Source organism: Pseudomonas sp. KB-10 (genome assembly GCF_018221585.1).
Taxonomy (GTDB): domain Bacteria; phylum Pseudomonadota; class Gammaproteobacteria; order Pseudomonadales; family Pseudomonadaceae; genus Aquipseudomonas; species Aquipseudomonas yangonensis.
The window spans coordinates 116824-140427 of record NZ_QYYB01000006.1; the positions used below are offsets into that span (position 1 = coordinate 116824).

Annotated in this window: 19 protein-coding genes; 3 read left to right on the forward strand and 16 right to left on the reverse strand. The window is 63.6% G+C overall.

Features of this window, described 5'->3' with window-relative positions; genetic code table 11:
• Positions 1-13 precede the first annotated feature (13 nt).
• The 7 genes from DXK50_RS17160 to glgA form a co-directional block, all read right to left on the reverse strand.
• Complete coding sequence (locus tag DXK50_RS17160; protein WP_212631164.1) at positions 14-1282, reverse strand: zinc-dependent alcohol dehydrogenase; 1269 nt, start codon at positions 1280-1282, stop codon at positions 14-16.
• A 955-nt stretch (positions 1283-2237) separates the two neighbouring features.
• Positions 2238-4358 (reverse strand): glycogen debranching protein GlgX, encoded by a 2121-nt coding sequence (gene glgX, locus DXK50_RS17165; protein WP_212631165.1) that lies wholly within the window; start codon positions 4356-4358, stop codon positions 2238-2240.
• 10 nt (positions 4359-4368) lie between these two features.
• Positions 4369-4632 (reverse strand): DUF2934 domain-containing protein, encoded by a 264-nt coding sequence (locus DXK50_RS17170; protein ID WP_212631166.1) that lies wholly within the window; start codon positions 4630-4632, stop codon positions 4369-4371.
• Positions 4629-7394 (reverse strand): malto-oligosyltrehalose synthase, encoded by a 2766-nt coding sequence (locus DXK50_RS17175; RefSeq protein WP_212631167.1) that lies wholly within the window; start codon positions 7392-7394, stop codon positions 4629-4631. Before DXK50_RS17175 ends, DXK50_RS17170 begins: the two co-directional genes overlap by 4 nt.
• Positions 7387-9441: a 4-alpha-glucanotransferase gene (gene malQ / locus DXK50_RS17180; protein ID WP_212631168.1), complete on the reverse strand. Its 2055-nt coding sequence runs from the start codon at positions 9439-9441 to the stop codon at positions 7387-7389. Before malQ ends, DXK50_RS17175 begins: the two co-directional genes overlap by 8 nt.
• The gene (gene treZ, locus DXK50_RS17185) at positions 9438-11192 is read right to left on the reverse strand and encodes a malto-oligosyltrehalose trehalohydrolase (RefSeq protein WP_212631169.1); all 1755 of its coding nucleotides are present in this window, start codon (positions 11190-11192) and stop codon (positions 9438-9440) included. Before treZ ends, malQ begins: the two co-directional genes overlap by 4 nt.
• Entirely contained in the window at positions 11192-12727 is a 1536-nt protein-coding gene (gene glgA, locus DXK50_RS17190; RefSeq protein ID WP_212631170.1) for a glycogen synthase GlgA, read from the reverse strand. Before glgA ends, treZ begins: the two co-directional genes overlap by 1 nt.
• Positions 12728-12954: 227 nt before the next feature.
• Here glgA and DXK50_RS17195 point away from each other — a divergent pair, with 227 nt between their 5' ends.
• A complete protein-coding gene (locus tag DXK50_RS17195; RefSeq protein WP_212631171.1) occupies positions 12955-13437 on the forward strand; it encodes a CinA family protein in 483 nt (160 codons plus the stop codon).
• A gap of 47 nt (positions 13438-13484) precedes the next feature.
• Here DXK50_RS17195 and DXK50_RS17200 read toward each other — a convergent pair whose 3' ends face one another.
• Positions 13485-14009 (reverse strand): DUF4142 domain-containing protein, encoded by a 525-nt coding sequence (locus DXK50_RS17200; RefSeq protein WP_212631172.1) that lies wholly within the window; start codon positions 14007-14009, stop codon positions 13485-13487.
• A gap of 276 nt (positions 14010-14285) precedes the next feature.
• Here DXK50_RS17200 and katE point away from each other — a divergent pair, with 276 nt between their 5' ends.
• Positions 14286-16424: a catalase HPII gene (gene katE, locus DXK50_RS17205; RefSeq protein WP_212631173.1), complete on the forward strand. Its 2139-nt coding sequence runs from the start codon at positions 14286-14288 to the stop codon at positions 16422-16424.
• A 12-nt stretch (positions 16425-16436) separates the two neighbouring features.
• Here the strand turns inward: katE and DXK50_RS17210 are convergent, their stop codons facing one another.
• The 7 genes from DXK50_RS17210 to coxB all read right to left on the reverse strand — a co-directional run bounded on the left by DXK50_RS17210 (position 16437) and on the right by coxB (position 22457).
• On the reverse strand, positions 16437-16619 hold the full coding sequence (locus DXK50_RS17210; RefSeq protein WP_161866878.1) for a hypothetical protein: 183 nt from the start codon (positions 16617-16619) through the stop codon (positions 16437-16439).
• A gap of 2 nt (positions 16620-16621) precedes the next feature.
• Positions 16622-16951 carry a four-helix bundle copper-binding protein gene (locus DXK50_RS25000; RefSeq protein ID WP_249186914.1) on the reverse strand — a complete coding sequence of 110 codons (330 nt, stop codon included), beginning with the start codon at positions 16949-16951 and terminating at the stop codon, positions 16622-16624.
• Positions 16952-17284: 333 nt separating this feature from the next.
• Positions 17285-17668, reverse strand: coding sequence for a hypothetical protein (locus tag DXK50_RS17215; RefSeq protein ID WP_212631174.1), 384 nt, complete (start codon positions 17666-17668; stop codon positions 17285-17287).
• Between the two features lie 82 nt (positions 17669-17750).
• Positions 17751-18068, reverse strand: coding sequence for a hypothetical protein (locus tag DXK50_RS17220; protein ID WP_212631175.1), 318 nt, complete (start codon positions 18066-18068; stop codon positions 17751-17753).
• 617 nt (positions 18069-18685) lie between these two features.
• Complete coding sequence (locus tag DXK50_RS17225; RefSeq protein WP_161866881.1) at positions 18686-19039, reverse strand: hypothetical protein; 354 nt, start codon at positions 19037-19039, stop codon at positions 18686-18688.
• Positions 19039-21570: a cytochrome c oxidase subunit I gene (gene ctaD / locus DXK50_RS17230; protein ID WP_212631176.1), complete on the reverse strand. Its 2532-nt coding sequence runs from the start codon at positions 21568-21570 to the stop codon at positions 19039-19041. The genes DXK50_RS17225 and ctaD overlap by 1 nt, the downstream gene beginning before the upstream one ends.
• On the reverse strand, positions 21567-22457 hold the full coding sequence (coxB, locus tag DXK50_RS17235) for a cytochrome c oxidase subunit II (RefSeq protein WP_212631319.1): 891 nt from the start codon (positions 22455-22457) through the stop codon (positions 21567-21569). The genes ctaD and coxB overlap by 4 nt, the downstream gene beginning before the upstream one ends.
• A 147-nt stretch (positions 22458-22604) precedes the next feature.
• On the opposite strand from coxB, the gene DXK50_RS17240 reads away from it, so the two are divergent.
• On the forward strand, positions 22605-23063 hold the full coding sequence (locus tag DXK50_RS17240; protein ID WP_161866883.1) for a DUF2231 domain-containing protein: 459 nt from the start codon (positions 22605-22607) through the stop codon (positions 23061-23063).
• A 79-nt stretch (positions 23064-23142) separates the two neighbouring features.
• Here the strand turns inward: DXK50_RS17240 and DXK50_RS17245 are convergent, their stop codons facing one another.
• Positions 23143-23556: a CopD family protein gene (locus tag DXK50_RS17245; RefSeq protein ID WP_212631177.1), complete on the reverse strand. Its 414-nt coding sequence runs from the start codon at positions 23554-23556 to the stop codon at positions 23143-23145.
• Positions 23557-23604: the final 48 nt, after the last annotated feature.

A 23604-nucleotide genomic window follows, 5' to 3' on the forward strand; every position in this document is an offset into this window, starting at 1 on the left:
CAGCCCCGCTCAGTCACAGGCTGCCGGGCTTCTTCGAGCGTGATTCGCCAAGCGGGTCGGCTTCGGCGATGGCGCGATCAAGAATCGCGCCGCTGTGCACGCACTCTTCGCTGCCGTGGCTGGCGTCGTTCTTCGCCGGCTGCAACTGCACCTTGATCCAGCCGCTGTCACGCCGGTCGAAGGCCTTGAAGGCTTCGATGGCATCGCTCATGGGTTTGACCTGGGTGAGGATCTTCGCCGGGTCGATGCGACCGGCCTGGACCATCTCGATCAGCAGGGGGATGTAGCGGCGGTGGTTGCAGTTGCCCATATTGACGCTGAGGTTCTTGTTCATCGCCTGACCGATGGGAAACTCACGCGCCTGCTGCGGATAAACACCGATGATGCCCAGCGTACCGGCCTTGGCCAGCGCGTCCACAGCCCATTGCAAGGCCTGCTCGGGGGCGTCGCCAGGTTGCCATTCATGACCTTCGGGCTGGCGTGGCGAGTGACCGTGGGCAGGGCACTGCGCGTCGACGCCTACGGCATCGATAGCACGATCCACGCCGATGCCGTTGGTCAGGCGGCGCAGGGTTTCCACCGGGTCCTCACGGTCGAAGTTGATCACTTCGGCGCCCTGGCGGCGCGCCATGTCCAGACGGTCGTCGAGGTGATCGATGGCGAACACCCGCGCGGCACCGAGCAGCTTGGCGCTGGCGATGGCGAACTGGCCGACCGGGCCGGCGCCGAACACTGCGACGGTGTCGCCGCTGCCGACTTCGGCCAGTTCGGCACCGAAGTACCCGGTGGGGAAGATATCGGAGAGCAGGATGGCCTGGTCGCCGCTGATCTCGCTGGGCAGCTTCACCAGGCCGATGTTGGCGAAGGGAATGCGCGCCATCTCGGCCTGCAGGCCATGGAACGCCCCGGTGATTTCCGGGCCGCCGTAAAAGGAGGTGCCGGCCTGTTTGCCGTTGGGGTTGGCCTCGTCGCATTGGGCGTAGTAGCCGGCGCGGCAATAGCTGCAGTTGCCACAGGCGATGGTGGAGGGCACCACGACGCGATCGCCGATGTTCAGATTGCGCACGTCACTGCCCAGCGCCTCGACGATGCCCACGGCTTCATGACCGAGGATGGTGCCCTTGCGCATGCCGCCGACAGTGCCGCGCACGAAATGCAGGTCAGTACCGCAGATGGCCGAGGCAGTGATGCGGATGACCGCATCGGTACTGGCCTGCACCTCAGGCTCGGGTACGTCGTCCAGGCGAATATCGCCTATGTCATGGAATACCACTGCTTTCATGATTGTCTCCCGTTGTCGGTCAGATGCCGTGCGTATCGCTGTCGCAAGGCAGCTGCCATAGGGCACGCCCGTACGCGCCAGAAAGAACGGCGCCACGGTTTACCCGACGTCTTTGTTTTTCGAGTCGACGGACAAAAGCAGGGTTCAGGCTTTTTTTCGGTTCTTCGTATAGCTTGGGGGAAGTGCGGGTTGAGATCGGACTGGCAATGTAAGTGTTAGCTGCCGATGACTCGGCACTATCCGTTAGCGCGCCGCCTGTCCTGATGGTTTCGCCCCTACGGGCGAGTCACTTTCTCTTGCTTGCCCAAGAGAAAGTAACCAAAGAGAAGGGCACCCCGACATCCGGGTTTCGCTACGCGAAACTTCCCTCGTTCCGGCGCTGCTCCGGGGACCGGCTTACAAGGGCCGTCCATGGCCCTTTAAGCCTTTCGCCGCATCCATGCGGCTCATCCCCCTACGCAACACCTCCACTCGGCCTCCTGACGGGGACTTGGGCGCCGTCTGTGAGATCGCGCTTCAAGAACAAAAGCCAAACGCTACCGACTTTGATCTTGTGGAGATCTCGCAAGCTCGCGAACTGGCCCCCTTCAGGAGGCCGAGTGGAATCGCCGTGGAAGAGGTTGAGCGACATGGATGTCGCGAGAGCCGTGATGGGCCAGGGATGGCCCTTCACGGCGTGCCCCTGGAACGGTGATGGAGCGAGGGAACCCCGGCGCAGCAGGGCGGGGGCGCCTAGCTCGTATGCAGGGGGTGTGTTTCTTTGCTTACTTTCTTTGCACAAGCAAAGAAAGTGAGTCGCCCGTAAGGGGCGAAACCCATCAGATCAGACGATCTCGCTAACGAAGAGTGCCAAGTCATCGGCAGCTAACACGTAATTGTCAGTCCGGTATCAAGCGTATCCTCCCCGCGAGAACGCGAAGGACCTCTTTCCTGCCTGCCATCCATGGCTCCGTTTTCAGCGCTGCAATTCCAGCAGTTGCAGAGAGCGGCCGGCCAGTTCCAGGGTTTCGCTGTACAGCGGACGCTGTTCACCGGCCTCGTCGGGACGATGGGTGTCGAGCAGGCAGATCCAGTGCTTGCCGCCGGCCACTTCCGGCAGTTGGAAACTGCGGCCGTCGTGATAGGCATTGAGCAGCAGCAACAGGGTGGCGTCGGCGCCGCTGCGCTTGATGCCGGTTGGCTGAGCGCGGCCGTCGAGCAGCATGCCCATGCAGCGCGCCTCGCCGTCGTGCCAGTGCGCCTCGGTCATTTCCTCGCCGCCGGGGGCCAGCCAGGTGACGTCCTTGACCCCCAGTTCCTCGTTGTAATGACCGACCAGAAAGCGCCCGCGACGCAGGATCGGGTAGCTGCGGCGCAGGGCGATCAGGCGTTGGCAGAACGCGGTCAGCGCCTGACCTTCCTCATCGATCGCCCAGTCGACCCAGCTCAGCTCGTTGTCCTGGCAGTAGGCGTTGTTGTTGCCGTGCTGGGTGCGGCCAAACTCGTCGCCGGCCAGCAGCATCGGGGTGCCCTGGGCGAACAGCAGGGTGGCCAGCAGGTTGCGCATCTGCTGCAGGCGCAGCTGGCGAATGTCCGGATCATTGGTCTCGCCCTCGCAGCCGTGGTTCCAGGAGATGTTGTGGTCGGTGCCGTCCTGGTTGTTCTCGTCGTTGGCCTCGTTGTGCTTGTGGTCGTAGGACACCACGTCGCGCAGGGTGAAGCCGTCGTGGGCGGTGATGAAGTTGACCGAGGCGAACGGCCGCCGCCCACGCTGGTTGTAAAGATCGCCGGAGGCGGTGAGGCGACTGGCCAGTGCGGCCAGCTCGCCTTCGTCACCCTTCCAGAAGGCGCGCACGTTGTCGCGAAACTTGTCGTTCCACTCCGCCCAGCCTGGCGGGAAGCCACCGACCTGATAGCCGCCGGGGCCGCAGTCCCAGGGCTCGGCGATCAGCTTGACCTTGCTCAGCACCGGGTCCTGCCTGCAGGCGACGAGAAAGCTGTGGCGTTCGTCGAAACCGTCGGCATAGCGGCCGAGAATGGTCGCCAGGTCAAAACGAAAGCCATCCACGCGCATCTCGGTGGCCCAGTAGCGCAGCGAGTCGGTGACCATCTGCAGCACACAGGGGTGGCTGAGGTCCAGGGTATTGCCGGTGCCGGTGTCATTGACGTAGTAGCGGCGCTCGTCGGGCATCAGGCGGTAGTAGCTGGCGTTGTCGATGCCGCGCATGCACAGGGTCGGGCCGCGTTCATTACCCTCGGCGGTGTGGTTGTAGACCACATCGAGGATCAGCTCCAGACCCGCTGCATGCAGGTGGGCGACCATTTCCTTGAATTCGCTTACCTTGCCACTGGCGAGGTAAGCGGGGTGGGGCGCGAAGAAACCGATGCTGTTATAGCCCCAATAGTTGTTCATGCCCTTTTCCAGCAGATGCTGGTCGTTGACAAAGGCATGCACCGGCAGCAGTTCCAGGCTGGAGATGCCGAGCTCGCGCAGGTAGCGCAGCAATTGCGGGTTGGTCAACGCCGCGCAGGTGCCGCGGTGCGTGTCGGGCACCGCCGGATGGCGCATGCTCAGGCCGCGCAGATGCGCCTCGTAGATCACCGTGCTGTCCCAGGGGATGCGCGGCGGCGGTTGCTCGCCCCAGGTGAAGGCTGGGTCGATCACCTTGCACTTGGGCACGAAGGGCGCGCTGTCGCGCTCGTCAAAACTGAGGTCGCCGTCCGGGTCGCCTATGGTGTAGCCGAACAGCGCTTCCGACCACTGCAGCTTGCCCACCAGTTGCTTGGCATAGGGGTCGATCAACAGCTTGTTGGGGTTGAAACGGTGCCCGGCTTCCGGCTCGTAGGGGCCATACACGCGGTAGCCGTAGACCTGCCCGGGACGTGCATCGGGCAGATAGCCATGCCAGATCTCGTCGGTGTATTCCGGCAGTTCGATGCGTTCGATTTCGGTCTTGCCCTGTTCGTCGAACAGGCACAGCTCGACGCGCGTGGCATGCGCCGAGAACAGGGCGAAGTTGACTCCAAACCCGTCCCAGGTGGCGCCCAGCGGAAACGGCCGGCCTTCGGTAACGCGTGAGCGCTGCTGCTTGCGCATGGTGACGACCTCAGGCTTTCGGCGTTTTGGGCGTGCGTGGGGCACGGGGTTTCTTCAGCAATGCCGGCTGTTCGGCTTCGCTCAGCGGCACCGTCTTAGGTTTGCTGATGCGTCGCGGCTTGGGTGCGGCCTGGGTTTCGGCTTGCGCTTGCGCCTCGGCTTCGGCCAGCTTGCTGGCCATCTTCCAGTGCCGTTCGTGTTGGCCTTGGGGGCGGCCTTCGGACTCCCAGATCTGGAAGGCAAATTCACGGATACGCTGTTCATCGATGCTCATGGCGTGGCTCCTTTGGTAACAGGGGTGATGCGAAGCAGGTTGAGCGGAAATTTGGCCAGGGCCGCGGCAAGCGCTATGCCCTGACCCGTGGCGACATGGCAGTCACCGAGCAGGTCCACGGCCTGTCGGGCATGCAGCTCTTCGGGCAGCACGACGGTGGTATTGCCCCAGCGTTGTGGCGGCACGTGCGGCACATCGTCCTCACCGAGAAGACCGGCGGCCAGCCGCGGCACGATGACCAACAGGTGTTCATCACCCTGGCTGCGCAGGAACGCGAGTACCTGAGCGGCGTGCTCACCCCTGACGCCCAGCGGGCGGTAGCTGCCCTGGCTGAACAGCTGCGGACGCTCGGCGCGCAGCGCCAGGGTGCGTCGGATCAGCCACTGCTTGATGCGTCCGTCCTGCCAATTGGCCAGTTGAGTTGCCGGCGCATCTTCGGCCTGCAGGGCTGCCAGTCGTGCGGGAAAGTCCACCGGACGGCGATTGTCCGGGTCGACCAGGCTGAAATCCCACAATTCACAGCCCTGATAGAGATCGGGCACGCCGGGAGTGGTCATGCGCAGCAGGCATTGCGCAAGGCCATTCAGGGCTCCGGCCGGCGCGATGGAGGTCACCGTGCTGACCAGTTCGCGACGCAGCGCCAGGCCCTCGGGCTCGACCAGCAGGCGCTTGAGAAAGTCCGCGCAGGCATTTTCGTGCTCGTCATTCGGGGCGCTCCAGGCGCTATTGAGCTTGGCCTCGCGCAGCGCCTTGCGCTGCCATTCGAGCAGGCGCTGCAGGTAAGCGTCCAGGCCTGCGGCGTCGTCAGCCTGCAGCCCCAGCGGCCAGCTGCCGATCAGCGCCTGATAGAGAATCGCTTCTTCGCCGCCGTCCGGCGCCTGCTGCACATGGCCGCTGCGCAACGGTTGAGCGAGGCGCTGCCATTCCCGGACACGCTCGGCGTACCAGGCGGCACGTTCGCTGAGCACCGCCAGGCGCGCGCGGCAGTCTTCGCCGCGCTTGTGGTCATGGGTGGCGGTGGCCAGCAGGTTCAGCGGGTGGTGGGCCGCACGCTCGGCGCAGGCCTGATGAAAGCGCTCGATGCTGGCACTGAAATGCTCGGCATCGAAGCCGACGTCATAACGTGACAGCAGTATGCCGGCGCGATACAGCGCGGTATCTTCCACTGCCTTGGCCGCGGCCGGCGAGGTCAGCTGCTGGAAGCGCGTCAGCGCCTGGGCCCGCAGACGGCGCGCACGGCCGGGCGGCAGCGCGCGCAGGACGGCACCGCCAAGCCAGTCGTCGAGATGCGGCAGCAAGGGCCAGTCGGCCTCGGCCAGGGTCTGCCGTGCGCCGTCCAGCGCCTGCTGGAAGAAGTGCCGATCCTGCTGTGAGCGGCCACAGGCCTGGGCATAGGTGCGGTACACCGGGAAATGCACGATCAGCTCGCGCAGCGCGCGGCGGATCGCGCCCAGGGTCAGGTCGCGCGTGTCGATGTCATGGCGCGCGACGTGCAGCAGGCGCTGGGCAACTTCTTCCAGATCACCGGCCAACGAGCCTTCCAGCACCAGGCGGCGTGCCTGCTGAATTTCCTCCTCGAACGCCGTCGGACGGCCACTGAGCGCTTGCCAAAGTTCGCTGAGCGGCAGCTCGCCGTGCGGGTCGTGCTGCAACAGAGAAACCTGATTCATGAACTCGTAGCCGGTGCTGCCGTCCACCGGCCATTCCTGCGGCAGGTGTTCGCCTGCGCCGAGGATCTTCTCCACGAAAATGGGGAAGGGCGCGTCACCGCGCAGTTGCCGGACACGACGACGCAAACGGCTGCAATAGGCTCGCGGATTGGCCAGCCCGTCGATATGGTCGATGCGCAGGCCGTCTATCAGGCCGCGCTCGATCAGTTCGAAGACCTTGGCGTGGGTCTGTTCGAACACCTGCCGATTCTCGGCGCGCAGCGCGCCAAGCTCGTTGATATCGAAAAAGCGCCGCCAGTTGATGTCATCCGCGGCGGTACGCCAGCTGGCCACGCGGTAATGCTGACGCTCGAGCAGCGCGTGCAGGCGCTTCTGCGCCGCTTCGTCACTGCCCTGAAAGCCGGCGAGCAGGGAAGGCACCTTGTGCGCCTGAGCGGCCAGTTCTGCGCACAGTTGCTCGGCCTGTGCCCGGCTGGCGTCATCGTTGCCCAGACGGGCGAAGCGCTGGCCCAGTTCGCGCAGCGCGGCGTCGTCACTGCTGCGCAGGATGCTAGCGTAGCTGGAAGGGGTCAGTGGCAGGCGGTGCTCGAAGTGCTGCGCATGAAAGCGCCCGCGCTGCGCATCGAAGTGCAGCTCCAGGGTGCCGTCGCGCAGCGCCGCGCCGTAGTCGCTGCGCAGGAAGGGCACCAGCAGCTGGCCGCTGAGCAAGGGATCGTGGGATTGCCACTGAATGTCGAAGAAGGCCGCATAGGGGCTGCCTTGCCCCCATTCCAGCACGTCCAGCCACCAGGGGTTGCCGTCGCCACCAACGGCCATGTGATTGGGCACGATATCCAGGATCAGCCCCATGTCATGGGCGCGCAGGGTGTTAACCAGCTGCACCAGTGCCTCTTCACCGCCCAGTTCGGGGTTGATCCGGGTCGGATCGATCACGTCATAGCCGTGTTGCGAGCCGGGACGGGCGGTGAGAATCGGCGAGGCGTACAGGTGGCTGATGCCCAGCTGTGCCAAATAGGGCACCTGAGCTGCCGCGTCGTGCAGGGTGAAATTCTGGTGTAGCTGCAGGCGCAACGTGGCGCGCAATTCAATCATTGCCAGCCTCCCGGCGTGCGTCATCTAGGGTGGCCAGGCGCGCACTGGTGGCGGTTTGTTCAAGCAGTTCGCTAGCCGCCAGCGGATAGCGCCGGCGCCAGTTCGGGTGGATATCGCCAGGTCCGGGCAGGTTGGGTTGCTGCTCCAGGCCGCAGGCGTCCTCCAGCGGCAGCAGCGCCAGTGGCGCGGGGGTACGACCGACATGTTCTATGCAGGCTTGCAAACAGGCATCGTCATCACCGCCGGCCACCATGCCTTGACGTTCCAGCAGTTGGCGCAGCGCCACGCGCTCACCGGCACGCTCGGCGTGGTCGCCCTCAAGCCGTTCGGCGTCACGCTGGCCGGCGCGCACCCGCCACTCCAGATCGCGGCCGGCGAGCCAGCCCTTGATCGTCGGCAGGTCGTGGGTCGTGGTGGTCGCCAGGGCATCGTCGGGCCAGCGCTCGGCCGGGACGAAGCCGAGGTCGTCCTGCTCGAACAGCAGCACTCGGGTACCGAGTATGTTGCGTGCGGCGAGCTTGTCGCGCAGCCCCTCGGGCACGGTGCCGAGGTCTTCGCCGATCACCAGCGCCCGATGACGGTGCGACTCCAGAGACAGCAGGCGCAGCAGGTCGTCCAGCGGGTAGCGCAGGTAGGCGCCGTGTTGCGATTCCGCGCCCTGGGGGATCACCCACAGTCGCTGCAACCCCATCACATGATCGATGCGGATACCGCCGGCATGTGCCAGGTTGGCCTGGAGCATTTCGATAAAGGCGCGAAAGCCATGCTGACGCAGGCCCTGCGGCGAGAAAGCGGCGACGCCCCAGTTCTGCCCCTGGCGATTGAGCACGTCTGGCGGGGCGCCGACCGTAACTCGCGGCAGCAGTTCGTCCTGGCGCGACCAGGCCTGGCTGCCGGCGCAGTCGGCGCCCACCGCCAGATCGGCGATCAGGCCGATGCCCATACCGGCGCCGCTGGCACTGGCCTGAGCCGTTTCCAGGCCGTGGGCGATCAACCATTGGCAAAAGGCATGAAAGCCCAGCTCATCGGCATGCTCGAGGGCGAAACGGGTCACCGCGCCCTGAACCGGGCTGCGCAGGGCATCGGGCCAGGTACGCCAATCGCCGCTGGCGCCATCGCGCAGGCGCTGCGCATGGATGGCCTCGAAGCAGCAATGTTGCTCGAGAGCTTCGCCGCCAGCTGCGCGAAATGCGTCGAAACGCGTTTGCAGCTGCCCGGGGTTCTGGCAGAAGTCCGCGTACAACTGGCGCAACAGGCGCTGACGTGTGGCAGCCGCGGCGGGCCAGTCGATCAGTTCCAGTGACTCCAGGCGCGTCATTTCGCTGTGCACTCCGGCGGCCTGTACGGCGCGTCTGACGCGCTCCTCACCCAGCAGGGTGACCGGGGCGGCGTACAGCGTATTGAAGAACAGGCGGCTGGACGGCGAGTAGGGGCCGTAACTGTGCAGATCGGCGCTGAATTGCGCGTGCACCGGGCTCAAGCCAATGGCATCGGCACCGTGATTGGCCGCATGCTTGGCCAGGTCGGCCACCGCCAGGGTATCGCCCAGCCCGCCGTCGCCTGCGCGGCGCAGGCCATAGAGCTGGGCGGTCAGCCCCCAGATGCGTGGTTTGCCGCACAGCTCCTGCACCGACATACAGGCCTGGGGGGCCACCGCAAGCGCGTGCCGAGTGTCGCGAATTTCCAGTTGGTAGTAGCCAGGCTGCTGCTGGGCCGGCAGGCGACCATCCTGATCGAGTCGCCCCTCGCTGACGTTGCCTTGCTCGTCGGTCAGCCGGTAGGGGCTCTCGGCCGGGTATAAGGCGAGGGCCAATGGCTGGCCCTGGTCCTGCAGGAGCAGGTTGGAATCTTCCGGCACATGCTGGCGGTGCACCAACGAGGTCAGGCTTTCACGCAGCTGTTCGGGGCTTTGCGCGGGGTAGCCCAGCGCTTCCAGCAGGTTGCGTTGCGCCTCTGGAGTGACGCGTTGTGGCTGGCCATAGGCATCGATCCAGTCGACGCTGATATCCGCAGCCTGAGCCAGTTCGGCCAGTAGTTGATCGCTCATCGGGCGGGCTCCAGGGTGACCAGGACGCTGCGCGACGGTAGTTGCGTTTGGCGCAGGTCGGCATCGTCGATTCGCAGCGTGTACAGGCGCTCGCCGTGCATGGCATCTGCAGGCAGGGACACGGCGCTGCTGCCCAGATTGATGGCGATGCTCAGCGCTGACCCGTTGCCCAGCCGCCAGCGCGCCAGCACCGCGCCGTCGCCCAGTACCTGTGCGCCGAGGCTGCGCGTTTCCCGCAAGCCCGGTAGCAAGCGGCTGTGGCGCACCTGCAGAAGGCCGCGATAGAAGGCCAGCCACTCACGTTGCTCGGGTTCCAGCGCCGGTGCCAGGTCCGGCTGCGAACGCTGGAAGCTGGCCTCGGCATTGGGATCGGCGATGGCCTCGCGGCTGTGCGCGGAATTGAACTGGGAGAAGTCGGCGAACTCGTTGCGCCGACCTTCGCGCACGGCATTGGCCAGTTCGTCGTGGTAATCGGTGAAGAACAGGAACGGTCGCTTGCTGCCCCATTCCTCCCCCATGAACAGCAGCGGCACCATCGGGCACAGCAGCATCAGCACCGTCGCGGCCTTGAGCGCGTCGCTGTCGGCGAGCAACGTCAGGCGTTCGCCAAAGGCGCGGTTGCCCACCTGATCGTGGTTCTGCAGAAACAGCACGAAAGCATGCGGCGGCAGATCGGCACTAGGCTCGCCGCGTGGCTGGCCGTGGCGATTGGCCTGGCCCTGATAGACGAAGCCCTGTTCCAGGCAGGTGGCCAGCTTGCGCGTCGGCGCCTGGGCGTAATCGGCGTAGTAGCTTTCGTTCTCGAAGGTGAGTAGCGCATGCAGGGTGTTGTGGCCGTCGTCGTTCCACTGCGCATCGAAACCATCGCGCAGCAGATGCGCGGCGTTGTGCTCGTTCTCCAGCACCAGGTGAACCTGGCGTTGTTGCGGCACTGCCGAGCGCACGCGCGCTGCCAGTTCCTTGAGAAAGTCGTCATCGTCGATGGCGTGCACGGCATCCAGGCGCAGGCCGTCGACGCGATAATCCAGCAACCACATCAGGGCGTTTTCGCAGAAGAAGTCGCGCACCTGCGGTCGGCTGAAATCAATGGCCGCGCCCCAGGGCGTGATGCGCTCCTCGTGGAAGAACTGCCGCGCGTAAACGCCCAGATAATTGCCGTCGGGGCCGAAGTGGTTGTAGACCACGTCGACGAACACCATCAGGCCATGGGAATGGGCGCTGTCGACCAGCTGCTTGAGTTCTTCGGGCGTGCCGTAGGCGTTGGCCGGGGCGAAAGGCAGCACACCATCGTAGCCCCAGTTGCGCGCCCCGGAGAAGGCATTCAGAGGCATCAGCTGCAAGGCGGTGACGCCCAGATCGGCCAGGTGCGGCAGATGCTCGATGACCTGTTGGAAACCTCCGAACAGGCCCACGTGCAGTTCGTACAGCACTGTCTCGTGCCAGGGGCGACCGTTCCACTCAGGGTGATGCCAGAGGTAGGCCGAATGGTCGACCACCTGGCTGAAACCATGCACGTCCTCGACCTGTCGGCGCGAGGCCGGATCCGGAACCGACCACTGACCGTCGATACGGTAGCGATAGCGGGTATCGGCCGGGCACTCCAGCAGTGCCACGAACCAGCCGTCTTCCTGCGCCTGCATCGGTTGCAAGCCACCGTCCTGCAGTTCCACATCCACTTGGCTGCTGCTGGGCGCCCAAAGGGCGAAGCGCACGCGTCCATCGGCCAGTGGCCGGGCTCCATGGCTGTACATCAACGCAGGGCCCGACGGGCGCTGACCTGGCTCAGCAGGCTCTGGAACAGCCGGTCATACGGCTGCACCGACTGCCGCCAGTAGAGCGGTGAACGCATCGCCTGGCAGCGCATGGCCTCCAGCAGTTCGGGGTGCTCGAAGACCTGCAGCGCACGGTCGATGGCTTCGCGGTAGGCATCGGCGTGCGGGGCATCGAAGAGAAAGCCGTTGACGCCGTCCTCGATGGTGTCGGCCAGACCGCCGGTGCAACGCGCGATGGGCAGCGAGGCATAACGCTGGGCGTACATCTGGCTGAGGCCGCAGGGCTCGAAGCGCGAAGGCATGAGCAGGAAATCGCTGCCGGCATACAGACGCCGCGCATCGCTCTCGTTGAAGCCGATATGCACCCCGATGCGACCAGGGTGACGCCGGCCGAGCTCCGCCATGGCGGCTTCCAGCGCCGGCTCGCCCTGGCCGATCACGCCGATGCGGCCGCCGCGGGCAACGATGTGCTCGGCCACTTCCAGGGTCAGATCTATACCTTTCTGCTGCACCAGGCGCGACACCACAGCGAACAGGGGGCCATCGGCGTCGAGATTCAGCCAGCGCTGGACGTATTCGGTATTGGCCTGTTTGCCGGCCCAGTCGCCAACGCTGAAACCCTGCTGCAGGTGCGGGTCACTTTCGGGCTGCCAGCTTTCGTCGATGCCGTTGGCGATGCCGCTGAGCTGATTGGCCAGTACCTTGGCCCGCAGCAGGCCGTCCAGGCCGCAGCCCTGTTCCGGCGTGGTGATTTCCCGGGCATAGCGGCGGCTCACTGTGGTCACGTGCTGGGCGTAGGCGATACCGGCCTTGAGGAACGACAGCTGGCCATAGAACTCCAGGCCGTCGACGCCGCAGGCAGACTCCGGTATTGCCAGCTCACTGGCGCAGCGCATGTCGCACAGCCCCTGATAGGCCAGGTTATGAACCGTCAGCACGGCCGGCGCGCTGGCCTGGCGCCAGGCCATGTAGGCCGGAGCCAGCGCCGCGGGCCAGTCGTTGGCGTGTACCAGATCCGGACGCCACTGGATGCCGGCATCGCCGGTGGCGATTTCCGCGGCGGCCAGGCCGAGGCGGGCGAAACGAATGTGGTTGTCGGCCCAGTCGCGTCCCTGTGCATCGACGTAAGGCGAACCGTCGCGCTCGTACAAGGCGCTGTTGAGCAGTACGTAGACGATCAACCCATCGGCCAGATCCATACGCCCGATCTGGCAGGGCGGCAGGGCGGCCACGCCTGGCAATTGCCCTACGATGCGGATCGGTCGACCGCTCTCCACGACCTTGCGATAGCCGGGAATCAGCAGGCGCATGTCGTGTTGTGGCGACAGCGCGCGAGGCAGCGCGGCCGAGACGTCGCCCAGCCCGCCGCACTTGATCAGGTCGGCGAACTCCGAGGTGACGAACAGCACGCGCTTGCGATCGGGATGCTCGCTGTGCATCTGCAGGGGAGGCTTGGCGGCGGCGCAGAACGTGGGTGTGGACGGAATATGTGCGGAGGCTGCAGCACTTGCCATGTCTCTCTCCAATTGGGGTGAACCTGAGGACGACTCGCCTGCTCGGCGAGGGCCTTTGGAGGAGCGCGATGAACATGATCGGAAATCTCCCCCGTACCCTTCTCCTGACGGGGCGACTGCGACAAAGGTTCGACCTTTTTTTAACAGGCAAGCGCAACGTGAAAGATTGAACTTAACGCACGGCTGGCGCTTCCACAGAGCTCACGGTTAGTCGAGGAGAACTGCAGATGCACAGCATCGAGCAGGTGGTTAATTTTCTGAGCAAATACAAACTGCGCCTGGCCACCGCCGAGTCCTGCACGGCCGGCCTGATCAGTTCACTGGTTGCGGACGTTCCCGGCAGCGGCCAGGTGCTCGACTGCGCATTCGTGACCTATTCGCCGCAGGCCAAGCAGCGCTGTCTTGGCGTCAACCCGGAGACTATCGAGCGCTTCGGCCTTACCAGCGAAGAGGTCGCGCGGGAAATGGCGCTCGGCGCCCTGCAGCGCAGCGATGCCGATATCGTGCTGGCCAATACGGGGCTGGCGGAAGCGGAAGGGGATATGGATGGCGTGCAGTGCATTGCCTGTGCGATCCGTCTCGACCAGCACCAGGGCATTGTCAGTGAAACGGTGCAGTTCAGCGGTGCTCGCAATGAAGTGCGCGAAGAGGCGGCGCGCTATGCCTTGATGCAACTGTCCTATTACTACGAGCGCCTGCGCCAGGTCTGATCGGCAAGAGCCTGCCGAACCGCATAAGCGGCCCGGCAGGTGAGCGATCACTCTTCCGGCAACTGACCGTTGATCTGCTCGGCACGCTGCAGATGTTGCTCAAGCTTGGGCAAGGTTTCGCGAGCGAAGGCGGCGATTTCCTCGTCGTCGGCATTCACGCCACGACGAAACAGCTCGATGGTTTCGCGGTGGGCGACCACCTGGTTGTTCATGTAAGCCTTGTCGAAACTCGCCTCACCGCGCATTTTCAGCACCATGGCCTTGGCCTGGTTGAGCAGTTCGGCGTCGTCAGATACTTCCAGGTCCTTGCTCTTGGCCAGATCGGCCAGTTTCTGATTCGCCTGACGGTGATCGTCGATCATCATCTGAGCGAAGCCCTTGACCGTTTCGTTCTGCGATTTTTCCAAAGCCAGCTTGGCCGTTTCGATCTCGGCGACGCCCTTCGCCGAAGCCTCCTCGACGAACTCTTCGCTGCTGATCGACTCAGCCTGGTTGGCAGCCTGCAGGCTGGTGATGGTGCAGACGGCGAAGGCGGCAGCGGCCAACAGGGCCATTGGTTTCAATAGGTGCATGTTCGATCCTCCAGGGTGGGTGTTCACAGGGGTAGAAGGGCCTGGCGCCGACGAAGTTCAGGACAAATTTGCTTCAGCGAAACCGCCTCACCACAAGCGAAACGGTCGAAAGCCGCTGCCTGCATAAGAAAATTCAAGTCGAACGGAACAGCCACCGCTTGCCTCAAAAATTACCCGTGGCGACCTGTCGTCGCCTGCGTGGCCGCCATGCCTGGCATGGCCACCGACAACCAAGCGCGCGGTCCTATGCGTGCCTCCAACAGCCGGGAGTAGCCGATGAGCAAGCAACCGAAAACCGCCGGACCCAGCCAGATGGCCGGCAGCGATACGCTCGACAGAAGCAATAGCAACGCCAAGCTCGAGCAACTCGAGCGATTCCGCGAGGACGCCACCGGAGAGGCGCTGACCACCAATACCGGCACGCGCATCGCCGATAACCAGAACAGCCTGCGCGCGGGTGAACGTGGACCGACGCTGATGGAAGATTTCATCATGCGCGAGAAGATCACCCACTTCGATCATGAACGCATTCCCGAACGCGTGGTGCATGCGCGCGGATCGGCAGCCCATGGCTACTTCGAAGTCACCGATCCGGCAACCGATCTGACGTGCGCCGACTTCCTCAGCGAAGCCGGCAAGCGCACGCCGGTGTTCGTGCGCTTTTCCACCGTGCAGGGGCCGCGGGGTTCGGCCGATACGGTGCGTGACGTACGCGGCTTTGCCGTGAAGTTCTATACCGATGAAGGCAACTTCGACCTGGTGGGCAACAACATGCCGGTGTTCTTCATCCAGGACGCGATCAAGTTTCCGGACTTCGTTCACGCGGTCAAACCAGAGCCTCACAACGAGATTCCCACCGGCGCATCGGCCCACGACACCTTCTGGGATTTCGTCTCGCTGACGCCAGAGTCCGCGCACATGGTGCTCTGGACCATGTCCGACCGCGCCATTCCCATCGCCTATCGCTCGATGCAGGGTTTTGGCGTGCACAGCTTTCGTCTGGTCAACGCCGAAGGCCAGAGCAAACTGGTGAAGTTTCACTGGCGGCCCAAGGCCGGCGTCTGCTCGCTGGTGTGGGACGAGGCGCAGAAACTCGCCGGCAAGGACCCGGATTTTCACCGCCGCGGCCTGTGGGAAGACATCGAACGCGGCCTCTATCCGGAATGGGAACTGGGCCTGCAGGTGATGAACGAGGAGGACGCGCAGAGTTTCGGCTTCGATCTGCTCGATCCGACCAAGCTGGTACCCGAAGAGCTGGTGCCGGTGCGCGTGGTCGGGCGCATGGTGCTCAATCGCAACCCGGATAACTTCTTCGCCGAAACCGAGCAGGCGGCGTTTCACGTTGGCCATGTGGTGCCGGGCATCGACTTCAGTAACGACCCACTGCTGCAGGGCCGGCTGTTCTCGTATACCGACACCCAGCTGCTGCGTCTTGGCGGCCCCAACTTCAACGAAATCCCGATCAACCGGCCGCTGTGTCCATTTCACAACAACCAGCGCGACGCACCGCACCGCCAGCAGATCAATCGGGGGCGTGCGTCCTACGAGCCGAACTCGATCGACGGCAACTGGCCGCGCGAGACGCCTCCTGCGCCAAGCGGGGGCGGTTACAGCTCCTATCCCGAGCCGGTTCACGGCACCAAGATCCGCGTGCGCTCGCCAAGCTTTGCCGACCACTTCTCCCAGGCCACGCTGTTCTGGCGCAGCATGAGCGAGGCCGAACAACAGCACATCGTCGACGCCTACAGCTTCGAACTGTCGAAAGTCGAGCGCCTGTACATCCGCGAGCGCCAGGTGAAGGAAATACTCGCCCACATCGACCCGCTGCTGGCGTTGCGCGTCGCGCAGAACCTGGGCATCGATCTGGACAGTACCTCGACGCCGACGTTGGAAGGCAAGCCGCAGGTTTCGCCGGCGCTCAGCCAGATGAACCTGCTGCCTGGCGATATTCGCGGACGTCGCGTCGCAGTTCTGCTGACGCCCGGCTGCAAGGCCGACGAAGTCGCCAGCCTGAAGAAGATGCTCGAAGGGGCCGGCGCCGTGGCCAAGCTGCTGGGGCCTTCGGCTGCGGCCTTGAAGGACTCCGACGGTCAGCCCATGCAGCCTGATGGCAGCTTCGCTTCGGAACCGTCGATCACCGTCGATGCGGTGTTCGTGCCGGGTGGCGAATACGTGCTCAAAACCCTGCAGGACGATGGCGTCGCCAAGCATTACCTGCTGGAGGCCTACAAGCACCTCAAGCCCATCGCGCTCAGCGGGGATTCCGCTCAGCTGGCGGCGATGCTGGGCCTGGACGAGGATGACGGCATGCTTTGCGGCGATAGTTTCGATCCGCTGTACATGCGCTTCGAGACGGCGCTCAAGCAACATCGGATCTGGGCGCGGGAGATGCGCGCCAAGAGCATCCCTGCCTGAGCCGACGCCCGGCTAGCGCGCTTTCGGAGCGTGCTGCCGGGTACTCTTTTCGCGCCGGGCCTTGGTCGATGGGTACAGCGGTACCGGTGCATCGAGCTGCGAGCCCGGGTCTTCGTTACCAGGGTCGTCCAGTAGCGCTTCGCTGGAACGCGCCACTGGCGCTTTATTGGGTGCGTCCGGCTTTTGCCTGTTCATGATCAATCTGCCTCCAGCAAGGGATCTTCTGCGCATACCTGGCAGGTTCGCGCACACTCCTGGCAGTGCTGACTGGCGTGCCGAGCGCATTCCTCCGCGCAGGCCAGGCAGGCCACCCGGCACAACTGACTGGCCACCGACGCATAGGGGCTGTTGCGCAGCATCAGTGTTGCTGTCAGGCGGCACAGGTCGGCGCAATCACGACATAACTCGATGCAGCGATAATGACCTGCGTCCCCTTCGTTAAGACAGGCCGATGCACATTGCTCACATGCATTGGCGCAGCTGCTGTAGGCAGTAATGTGGTCCAAATAATTGTACTGCTCTGTCATATTGTCACCCACCCGTATAAATACTGCACAAATATTGGGTCGCGCCAATAAAAACGCGACTTCAACTTACGCTCCTCAGCATGCGACATAACCTTCTCTTTCTAGGGAAGAAATAACGCGCTTATCTGATCCTTGCCTATGAATTCAGCAGAGCAATTAACAGCGCCGCTGTAACGAAGGCGTAAATCACTGAGCAGTCATGACATGCCAATTGCAGATCGAGCCTATGCATATCGACAACCACTGCGACCATTTCGCTCAAACAATTGGATACGTGAAGCTATAAGGGGGCAGGATGAAGGCTGGAAATACCAGCCGAGGGTCGCCAGGCGACTAGAAGGAGTGATTGGTTCTGATCACTTCGATCATCATGTTTTGGGGTCTATCGCCGCTGCGGTCATCCAGAGTCTCGCCACGAGCGTTCATGCAGGTGAGAATCGAGCGGGTGAACTGAAAGGCCGGATCAGGCATGGCACTCACCGAATCGTTATCGCAGCTCTCGCAACTCGGACCGCTGAGCATTTCGCTACGCACCTGATAGCAGTTCGAATCAATCTCCTGCAGCGAGCGCGGTGCGGCATGGGCGCCGGGCTGTGGCTGGGACAACATCCCTGCCAGCCCAGACGGCTGTAAGGGTTGCCAGACCAGAAGTACTACCAGGCAGGTGGAGCCTGCGATATAGGGCCATTCATACATCAGCTGATGCCGATAGGGCATGTGCCTTCTGATTCGTCCCATCAGATCTTCGGGCGTGTTCCGAGTCGTTGCTGAATCCTTGCATCTGGGCACGTGCGTATCCTCAATCTTTCGTGAGCTTTCTCATGGCCCACAAACGGGAGGTGCGCGTGCGGAAAATCGGCTCGCGCGAGTAGGTTGGCAATTGCATGGCGTTACAATGCTTGACCGCTTCGTTTATCGATTCGCCATCTTCCTCCAGTGTCATATCGAAATGAATCAGCCGGATCACCTCCTGGGTGGGGCAGGTCCCATCGAGAACGCGAACGAGCTGTCGTTCATTATGTGCGACGGTAAGCACGATGCTGCCGTCCGGCCTTGGCGTCATATCAACTTCATAATTGGATAACGCCGATCTAATGCTTTCCAAGTCGTGTTTCATGAGTATCTCCTTAGTGGCACTCATGAACATAGCGATGTATCTAGCGCATACCAACAGCTGGGACGATTGGTAAAAAATAAATTCAAAGTGACAGCATTTACCAAAATTATACGCCTGGCGCCGCTTGCGACTTTCATTCGAGACGAAAGAAATCCATATGAATTTCCGTTCCAATTTTTCGTTTGGCCACAGCGTGTTGCGCGGCGTAATAAAATATTGGGTTGGCTGTGACGAAAAAAATAACCTGAACCAAATGTGAACCATGTGTTCGCCGAGCGCTTACGACAACCGCTGAACTTGGATGAAAGTTGTACAAAACGTTAGCACGCCCGAAACATGCGCTAATGGGAGTTAAGGGGGTTCTCGCACTGTTGCCATCGAACGCTGCGCTGACAGGCGCCACAGGTCCGGATCAGCTGCAGGCTGCGTCCGGGCATCGGCGGGGCCATTTATCAGTCAGGGTGCCGAGCGTTGTCCTGCATCCATCCCGGTTACCGAAGCACACCCTTGCGACAACTCCGGAAAAGACCGTCAGCCGGGCGGCACGGCACTCAAGACGGCTGAATGTTTCCACTCAGCTGCATGGCCATATGGGCAGCAGCAAGGAGGAAAGGGGTTCACAGGCATGGCGGCAGGGTGAGGATCGGCAAGGCGACGAAGACGGTGGCGATGGCACCGATCAGGTTGATACCGGCTGCGAGACGGGCGACGAAACGCTCGGATTGGCTCGCATGGTCTTGTCTGGCGGCGCGCTGAAACAGGCGCGCCAGCATGAGCAGCGCGATCGCGGTAAGCAGGCTGAGCAGGGCAAGCAGCCCGTTCAGCCAGGTCCATTGGCCCTGTGCAGGCTCCGGCGGCAGCAGCGCGCAGCCCACCGATAGACCGCCGTAGATCATGACGAACCAGATACTCCAGAGTACCAGCCCGAGTGGGATGTGGACCGGGTTGTAAGGGCTGCGTAGTGGTTGCATCACGCACCTCCGAAGGTGGACGGGAACAGCACCACGCTGCCATAGGTGATCCATATCACCGCCAGGTTGTATTGCCAGAGCTGCTGCACCACCAGCGGCTCGTAAGGGGTGCGTTTGCATACATAGCCGTAACGCACGCGCAGCGCCTGCAAGGCGCTGAGGATGGCCGCCAGCACGCCATGCACCAGGCTGTAGCCGAGCATGACGGTGATCACCGCATCGTGTGCGGTAGCACTTGGCGCCAGTTCGCCAGCCAGCAAAACCCAGAGCAGCAGCCCGGCGTGCAGTGCGCCGAGTAGCGCCACGCCGGCAAAGCAGGTGAGCAGCGCGCGCGGTTCGCCCTGGCCCTGACGCAGGCGGCGCAGCACCGGCCGCTGCCAGAACACGGCGGCGCTCAGCAGTATCGCGCTGGCCAGGAGCAGGCGCTGATCGATCACCGGGTCGTCCGGCACCAGCCAGTTCGGCGACACGGTCCACAGATAGAACCAGCCGAACAACAGCGACAGATAAAGGGCACCATTGGCCAGCAGGGTCACGCCCATGCCCCAAAGTCCCGGTCCGTCACAGGTACGTGAGTGCAGCGGGGGTTCACCAGGCTGCACACGGGCATCCGGCGCCGCCAGCGGATGCGCGCCGTTCTCCCAGCTCCAGCGCAGCAGCACCGCCACCGCAATGATGCAGGCCGCCAACGCAACCCAGTAGAACTTGCTCAGCAATCCCAGGCACATGATCGCGATGAATGCCGAGGCCGCGAAGGGCAGCCAGCTGTTGCCGGGCAAATGGACGATCTCGCGAACCTTGCCGGTCAGCGGTTCGACGCCCCAGGTTTCGCGCCGGCCATGGTCGATCACGGTCAGGGCGAACTCGCCTCTGTCGATGCGCTCCGCCAGATCGGGCTGGTCCCACATCGGGTGGCGGGTAGGCACCGGCGGCAGGCTGACGAAGTTGTAGGCGCTGGGCGGCAGGTGCGTGCTCCACTCCAGGGTGTCCGCGTTCCACGGGTTGTTGGACGCCTTCTGGCCGAAGCGAAAGTGCAGGACGATATCCAGCAGCACCGTGGCGATGCCGACGGACATGATGAAGCTGCCGACTGAGGAGATCAGGTTGGGCAAGTCCCAGCCCAGGCCGGACTGGTAGGTGTAAATGCGCCGCGGCATGCCCATCAGCCCTGTCCAGTGCATGATCAGGAAAGTCAGGTTGAAGCCGATGAACACCAGCCAGAAACCCCACTTGCCGAGGCGCAGCGACGGCATGCGCCCGGAAAAGTGCGGCAGCCAGTAATAGATGCCGGCCAGCAACGGAAAGAACATGCCACCGACCAGCACGTAGTGCATGTGCGCCACAACGAAGTGGGTGTCGTGTACCTGCCAGTCGAAGGGCACCAGGGCCAGCATCACGCCGGTCAGGCCGCCGCAAACGAAGATCACCAGAAACCCTACCAGCCACAGCATCGGCACGTGGTACAGCGGCCTGCCGACCCACAGCGTGGCGATCCAGGCGAACACCTGGATGCCGGTCGGAATCGCCACCAGCATGCTCGCGGCTGAAAAGAACACCTGAGCCAACTGCGGGATGCCCACGGTGAACATGTGATGCACCCACAGGCCGAAACTGATGAAGCCGGTGGTCAGGACCGACAACACCACCCAGCGATAGCCCACCAGCGGCCGTTGGCAGAACACCGGCAGCAGGGTCGAGACGATGCCCGCCGCCGGCAGGAAGATGATGTACACCTCGGGATGACCGAACAGCCAGAACAGATGCTGCCAGAGAATCGGGTCGCCACCGCGCGCCACCTCGAAGAACGGCATGCCGACGGCGCGCTCCAGCTCCAGGAGGATGCTGCCGAGGATCAGCGGCGGGAAACCGACCACGATCATCATGGCCATGACCAGAATGTACCAGGCGTAGATCGGCATCTTGTTCAGGGCCATGCCTTCGGCGCGGGTACGCAGGATCGACACCACCAGCTCGACGCCGGCCGACACGGCGGATATTTCCACGAAGGTGATGCCGATCAGCCAGAAATCCGAATTCGGCCCCGGCGTGTGTACCGCGCTGGACAGCGGCGTATACATGAACCAGCCGGCCTTGGGCGCTATGCCCAACAGCAGGCTGGCACACAGGATCAGCCCGCCGAACAGGTAGCACCAATAACCCAGCGCCGACAGACGCGGGAACACCAGGTCACGTGCGCCGAGCATTTTCGGAATCAGGTAGACCGCCAGGCCCTCCATCATCGGCACCGCGAAGAGGAACATCATCACCGTGCCATGCATGGTGAACACCTGGTTGTAGACGTCCGGTTCCAGGAACTGATAGCCGGGTATCGCCAGCTGCGTGCGTACCAGCATCGCCAGCAGGCCGCCGAACAGGAAGAAGCCCAGCCCGGTGAGCATGAAGCGAATGCCGACGGTGGTGTGATTGACGATGGTCAGCGACTTCCAGCCGCGCGGGTTACCCCAGACATCGTTGAACTGATCGTGCAGTTGCTCGGGGTCGGCAACGCCCTGGTTGCTTGGTTTGCTCACGGGTTCAGGGTCTCCAGCCAGTCGGCGATGGCACTGAGGTGGTCAGGGTCGAGATCGTCGTGCAACGGCATGGCGTTGCCGGGTTTGAGCCGCTGGTGCTCCTGCAGCCAGCGCAACAGCGCGCCCGGCTCGTTGTTCAATACGCCGGCGCCGAGCATCGAGCGTGCGCCGATATCGCTCAGATCCGGAGCACGATTGCCATCGCTGACGCCCGCCACACGGTGGCACTGACCACAGCGCGCGGCGAAGGCTTCGCCGGCAGGGCCGGGCAGGGCGCTGGCCTGCCAGTCGCTGCGGGTCTGCAGCCAGTTGGCGAAGTCCTCTTCTTCATGGGCCTGCACGTCGAGAATCATGTGGGTGTGCTGGGTGCCGCAGAATTCCGAGCACTGCCCGCGAAAGGTGCCGGGACGGTCGGCCTGCAGGCGGATACGGTTGTGCCGGCCGGGAATCATGTCGATCTTGCCGCCCAGACGCGGCACCCAGAACGAGTGGATGACATCGGCGCTGGTGACATCGAGGTCCACCGGGCGATCGACCGGCAGGTGCAGCTGGTTGGCGGTGACCACGCCGCTGTCCGGATAGCGCACTTCCCACCACCATTGATGGCCGATCACTTCGATGCGCAACGGCTGCTCGCCGCTCAGCGGCAAGGGCAGCATACGCTGGCCAATGGGAATGCCGAACACAAGCAGCGCCACGATGCTCAGGGTCGGCAGCAACAGGCCGCCGCCGATCAGCCAGCGCAACGTCAGCTGGCGTGCCCGTGCGGCGTCCACCTGCGGGCCGGTGCGGCGCATGGCATGCACCCACAACGCGGTCACCACGATCAGTACCAGGGTGGCGAAAGCGCACATCGCCCACCACAGGATGGCCACCTCGCGCGCGATCGGCCCGGCGGGGTCGAGTGCCGATTGTGGCCCCTGACAGGCAACGAGAAACGGAACTGCCAGCGTCAGCGTGGTCAACTTGAAACAGGGCGTCAGCCAATGACGCTCCCGTTTCACCCCATCATTCACCTGTTCAGGGAGGCCGGGATGGCCGAAATAAAGGAAGTTATCGTCAGTCGCGCCGCCATCGCCGGGCATCCGTTGCATCCGATGATGATCCACTTTCCGGTGGCCGCACTGCTGGGCCTGGTGGCGACCGATGTTGCTTATCTGCTGCTGGCCGATCCGTTCTGGGCGCGGGCCAGTCTCTGGCTGGCGGGCGTGGGCGCCTTCGGTGGCTGGGTTGCGAGCATGGCCGGACTGGTCGATCTGCTTACCGTCGGCAGTATCCGCCGCAAGATCACCGCCTGGTGCCACGCCATCATCGCCGTGATGATGCTGTCGCTGGCATCGCTGAACTGGCTGCTGCGCTACGCCGGCCCGGAGCAGGGCATGGAGCGCTGGGGTTTGTACTTGTCGCTGCTGACCGCTGCCCTGATCGGTCTGGCGGCTTATCTGGGCGGGCGCCTGGTGTATGAACACGGCGTCGGTGTGGATACACGCTGAACGACTCACCCCCTGCTTGCCGGCCACTGGTGGGTAGGGGGAGAGGGGCAGGGCATGCATGTTCTCGAATACTCCGTGGTCAGAAAGGTTTGGCCAGCACCAGCCACAGCGTGGCGCTGATCAGCGCGACCAGCAGCAGGCCGATCAACAGGCAATCGCGGCGCAGCGCAGGGTCGGTGACGCGTTCGATTCGCAGAATCAGCACGCCGCACAAGGCATGGCACAGCACCATGCCGGCGACGGTGCTGAGCTTGACGATCAGCCAGGCATCGAAGATCGACTCACGCAGGAACAGCGCCGTGCCCGAGCCGATGGCCAGCAGCGCAGCTGGCGTGGCGATCAGGTTGAAAATGGTGCGGGTAAGGTGGGCGTGGTCGCGGTAGAACAGTTCGTCGCTGCTGCGCGTGCCTGCTGCGATCATCGCGGGCAGGTACAGCAGCGCGCCGCACCATCCGATCAGCGCCATGAAATGCAGCAGTTTGAGCAGTGGCATCGATGCTTTCCCGTGCGTCCGTTCGTTTCGAGCACATGGCCCTGGAGG

Bases quoted from the DNA above. Each gene is read 5' to 3' on its own strand.
- katE (WP_212631173.1), top strand. From the start codon at position 14,286: ATGAGCAAGCAACCGAAAACCGCCGGACCCAGCCAGATGGCCGGCAGC.
- DXK50_RS17220 (WP_212631175.1), bottom strand. From the start codon at position 18,068: ATGAAACACGACTTGGAAAGCATTAGATCGGCGTTATCCAATTATGAA.
- DXK50_RS17245 (WP_212631177.1), bottom strand. From the start codon at position 23,556: ATGCCACTGCTCAAACTGCTGCATTTCATGGCGCTGATCGGATGGTGC.
- DXK50_RS17195 (WP_212631171.1), top strand. From the start codon at position 12,955: ATGCACAGCATCGAGCAGGTGGTTAATTTTCTGAGCAAATACAAACTG.
- DXK50_RS17215 (WP_212631174.1), bottom strand. From the start codon at position 17,668: ATGCCCTATCGGCATCAGCTGATGTATGAATGGCCCTATATCGCAGGC.
- glgX (WP_212631165.1), bottom strand. From the start codon at position 4,358: ATGCGCAAGCAGCAGCGCTCACGCGTTACCGAAGGCCGGCCGTTTCCG.
- glgA (WP_212631170.1), bottom strand. From the start codon at position 12,727: ATGGCAAGTGCTGCAGCCTCCGCACATATTCCGTCCACACCCACGTTC.
- DXK50_RS17160 (WP_212631164.1), bottom strand. From the start codon at position 1,282: ATGAAAGCAGTGGTATTCCATGACATAGGCGATATTCGCCTGGACGAC.
- treZ (WP_212631169.1), bottom strand. From the start codon at position 11,192: ATGTACAGCCATGGAGCCCGGCCACTGGCCGATGGACGCGTGCGCTTC.
- DXK50_RS17175 (WP_212631167.1), bottom strand. From the start codon at position 7,394: ATGATTGAATTGCGCGCCACGTTGCGCCTGCAGCTACACCAGAATTTC.
- DXK50_RS25000 (WP_249186914.1), bottom strand. From the start codon at position 16,951: ATGACAGAGCAGTACAATTATTTGGACCACATTACTGCCTACAGCAGC.
- DXK50_RS17240 (WP_161866883.1), top strand. From the start codon at position 22,605: ATGGCCGAAATAAAGGAAGTTATCGTCAGTCGCGCCGCCATCGCCGGG.
- DXK50_RS17170 (WP_212631166.1), bottom strand. From the start codon at position 4,632: ATGAGCATCGATGAACAGCGTATCCGTGAATTTGCCTTCCAGATCTGG.
- malQ (WP_212631168.1), bottom strand. From the start codon at position 9,441: ATGAGCGATCAACTACTGGCCGAACTGGCTCAGGCTGCGGATATCAGC.
- DXK50_RS17225 (WP_161866881.1), bottom strand. From the start codon at position 19,039: ATGCAACCACTACGCAGCCCTTACAACCCGGTCCACATCCCACTCGGG.
- DXK50_RS17200 (WP_212631172.1), bottom strand. From the start codon at position 14,009: ATGCACCTATTGAAACCAATGGCCCTGTTGGCCGCTGCCGCCTTCGCC.
- DXK50_RS17210 (WP_161866878.1), bottom strand. From the start codon at position 16,619: ATGAACAGGCAAAAGCCGGACGCACCCAATAAAGCGCCAGTGGCGCGT.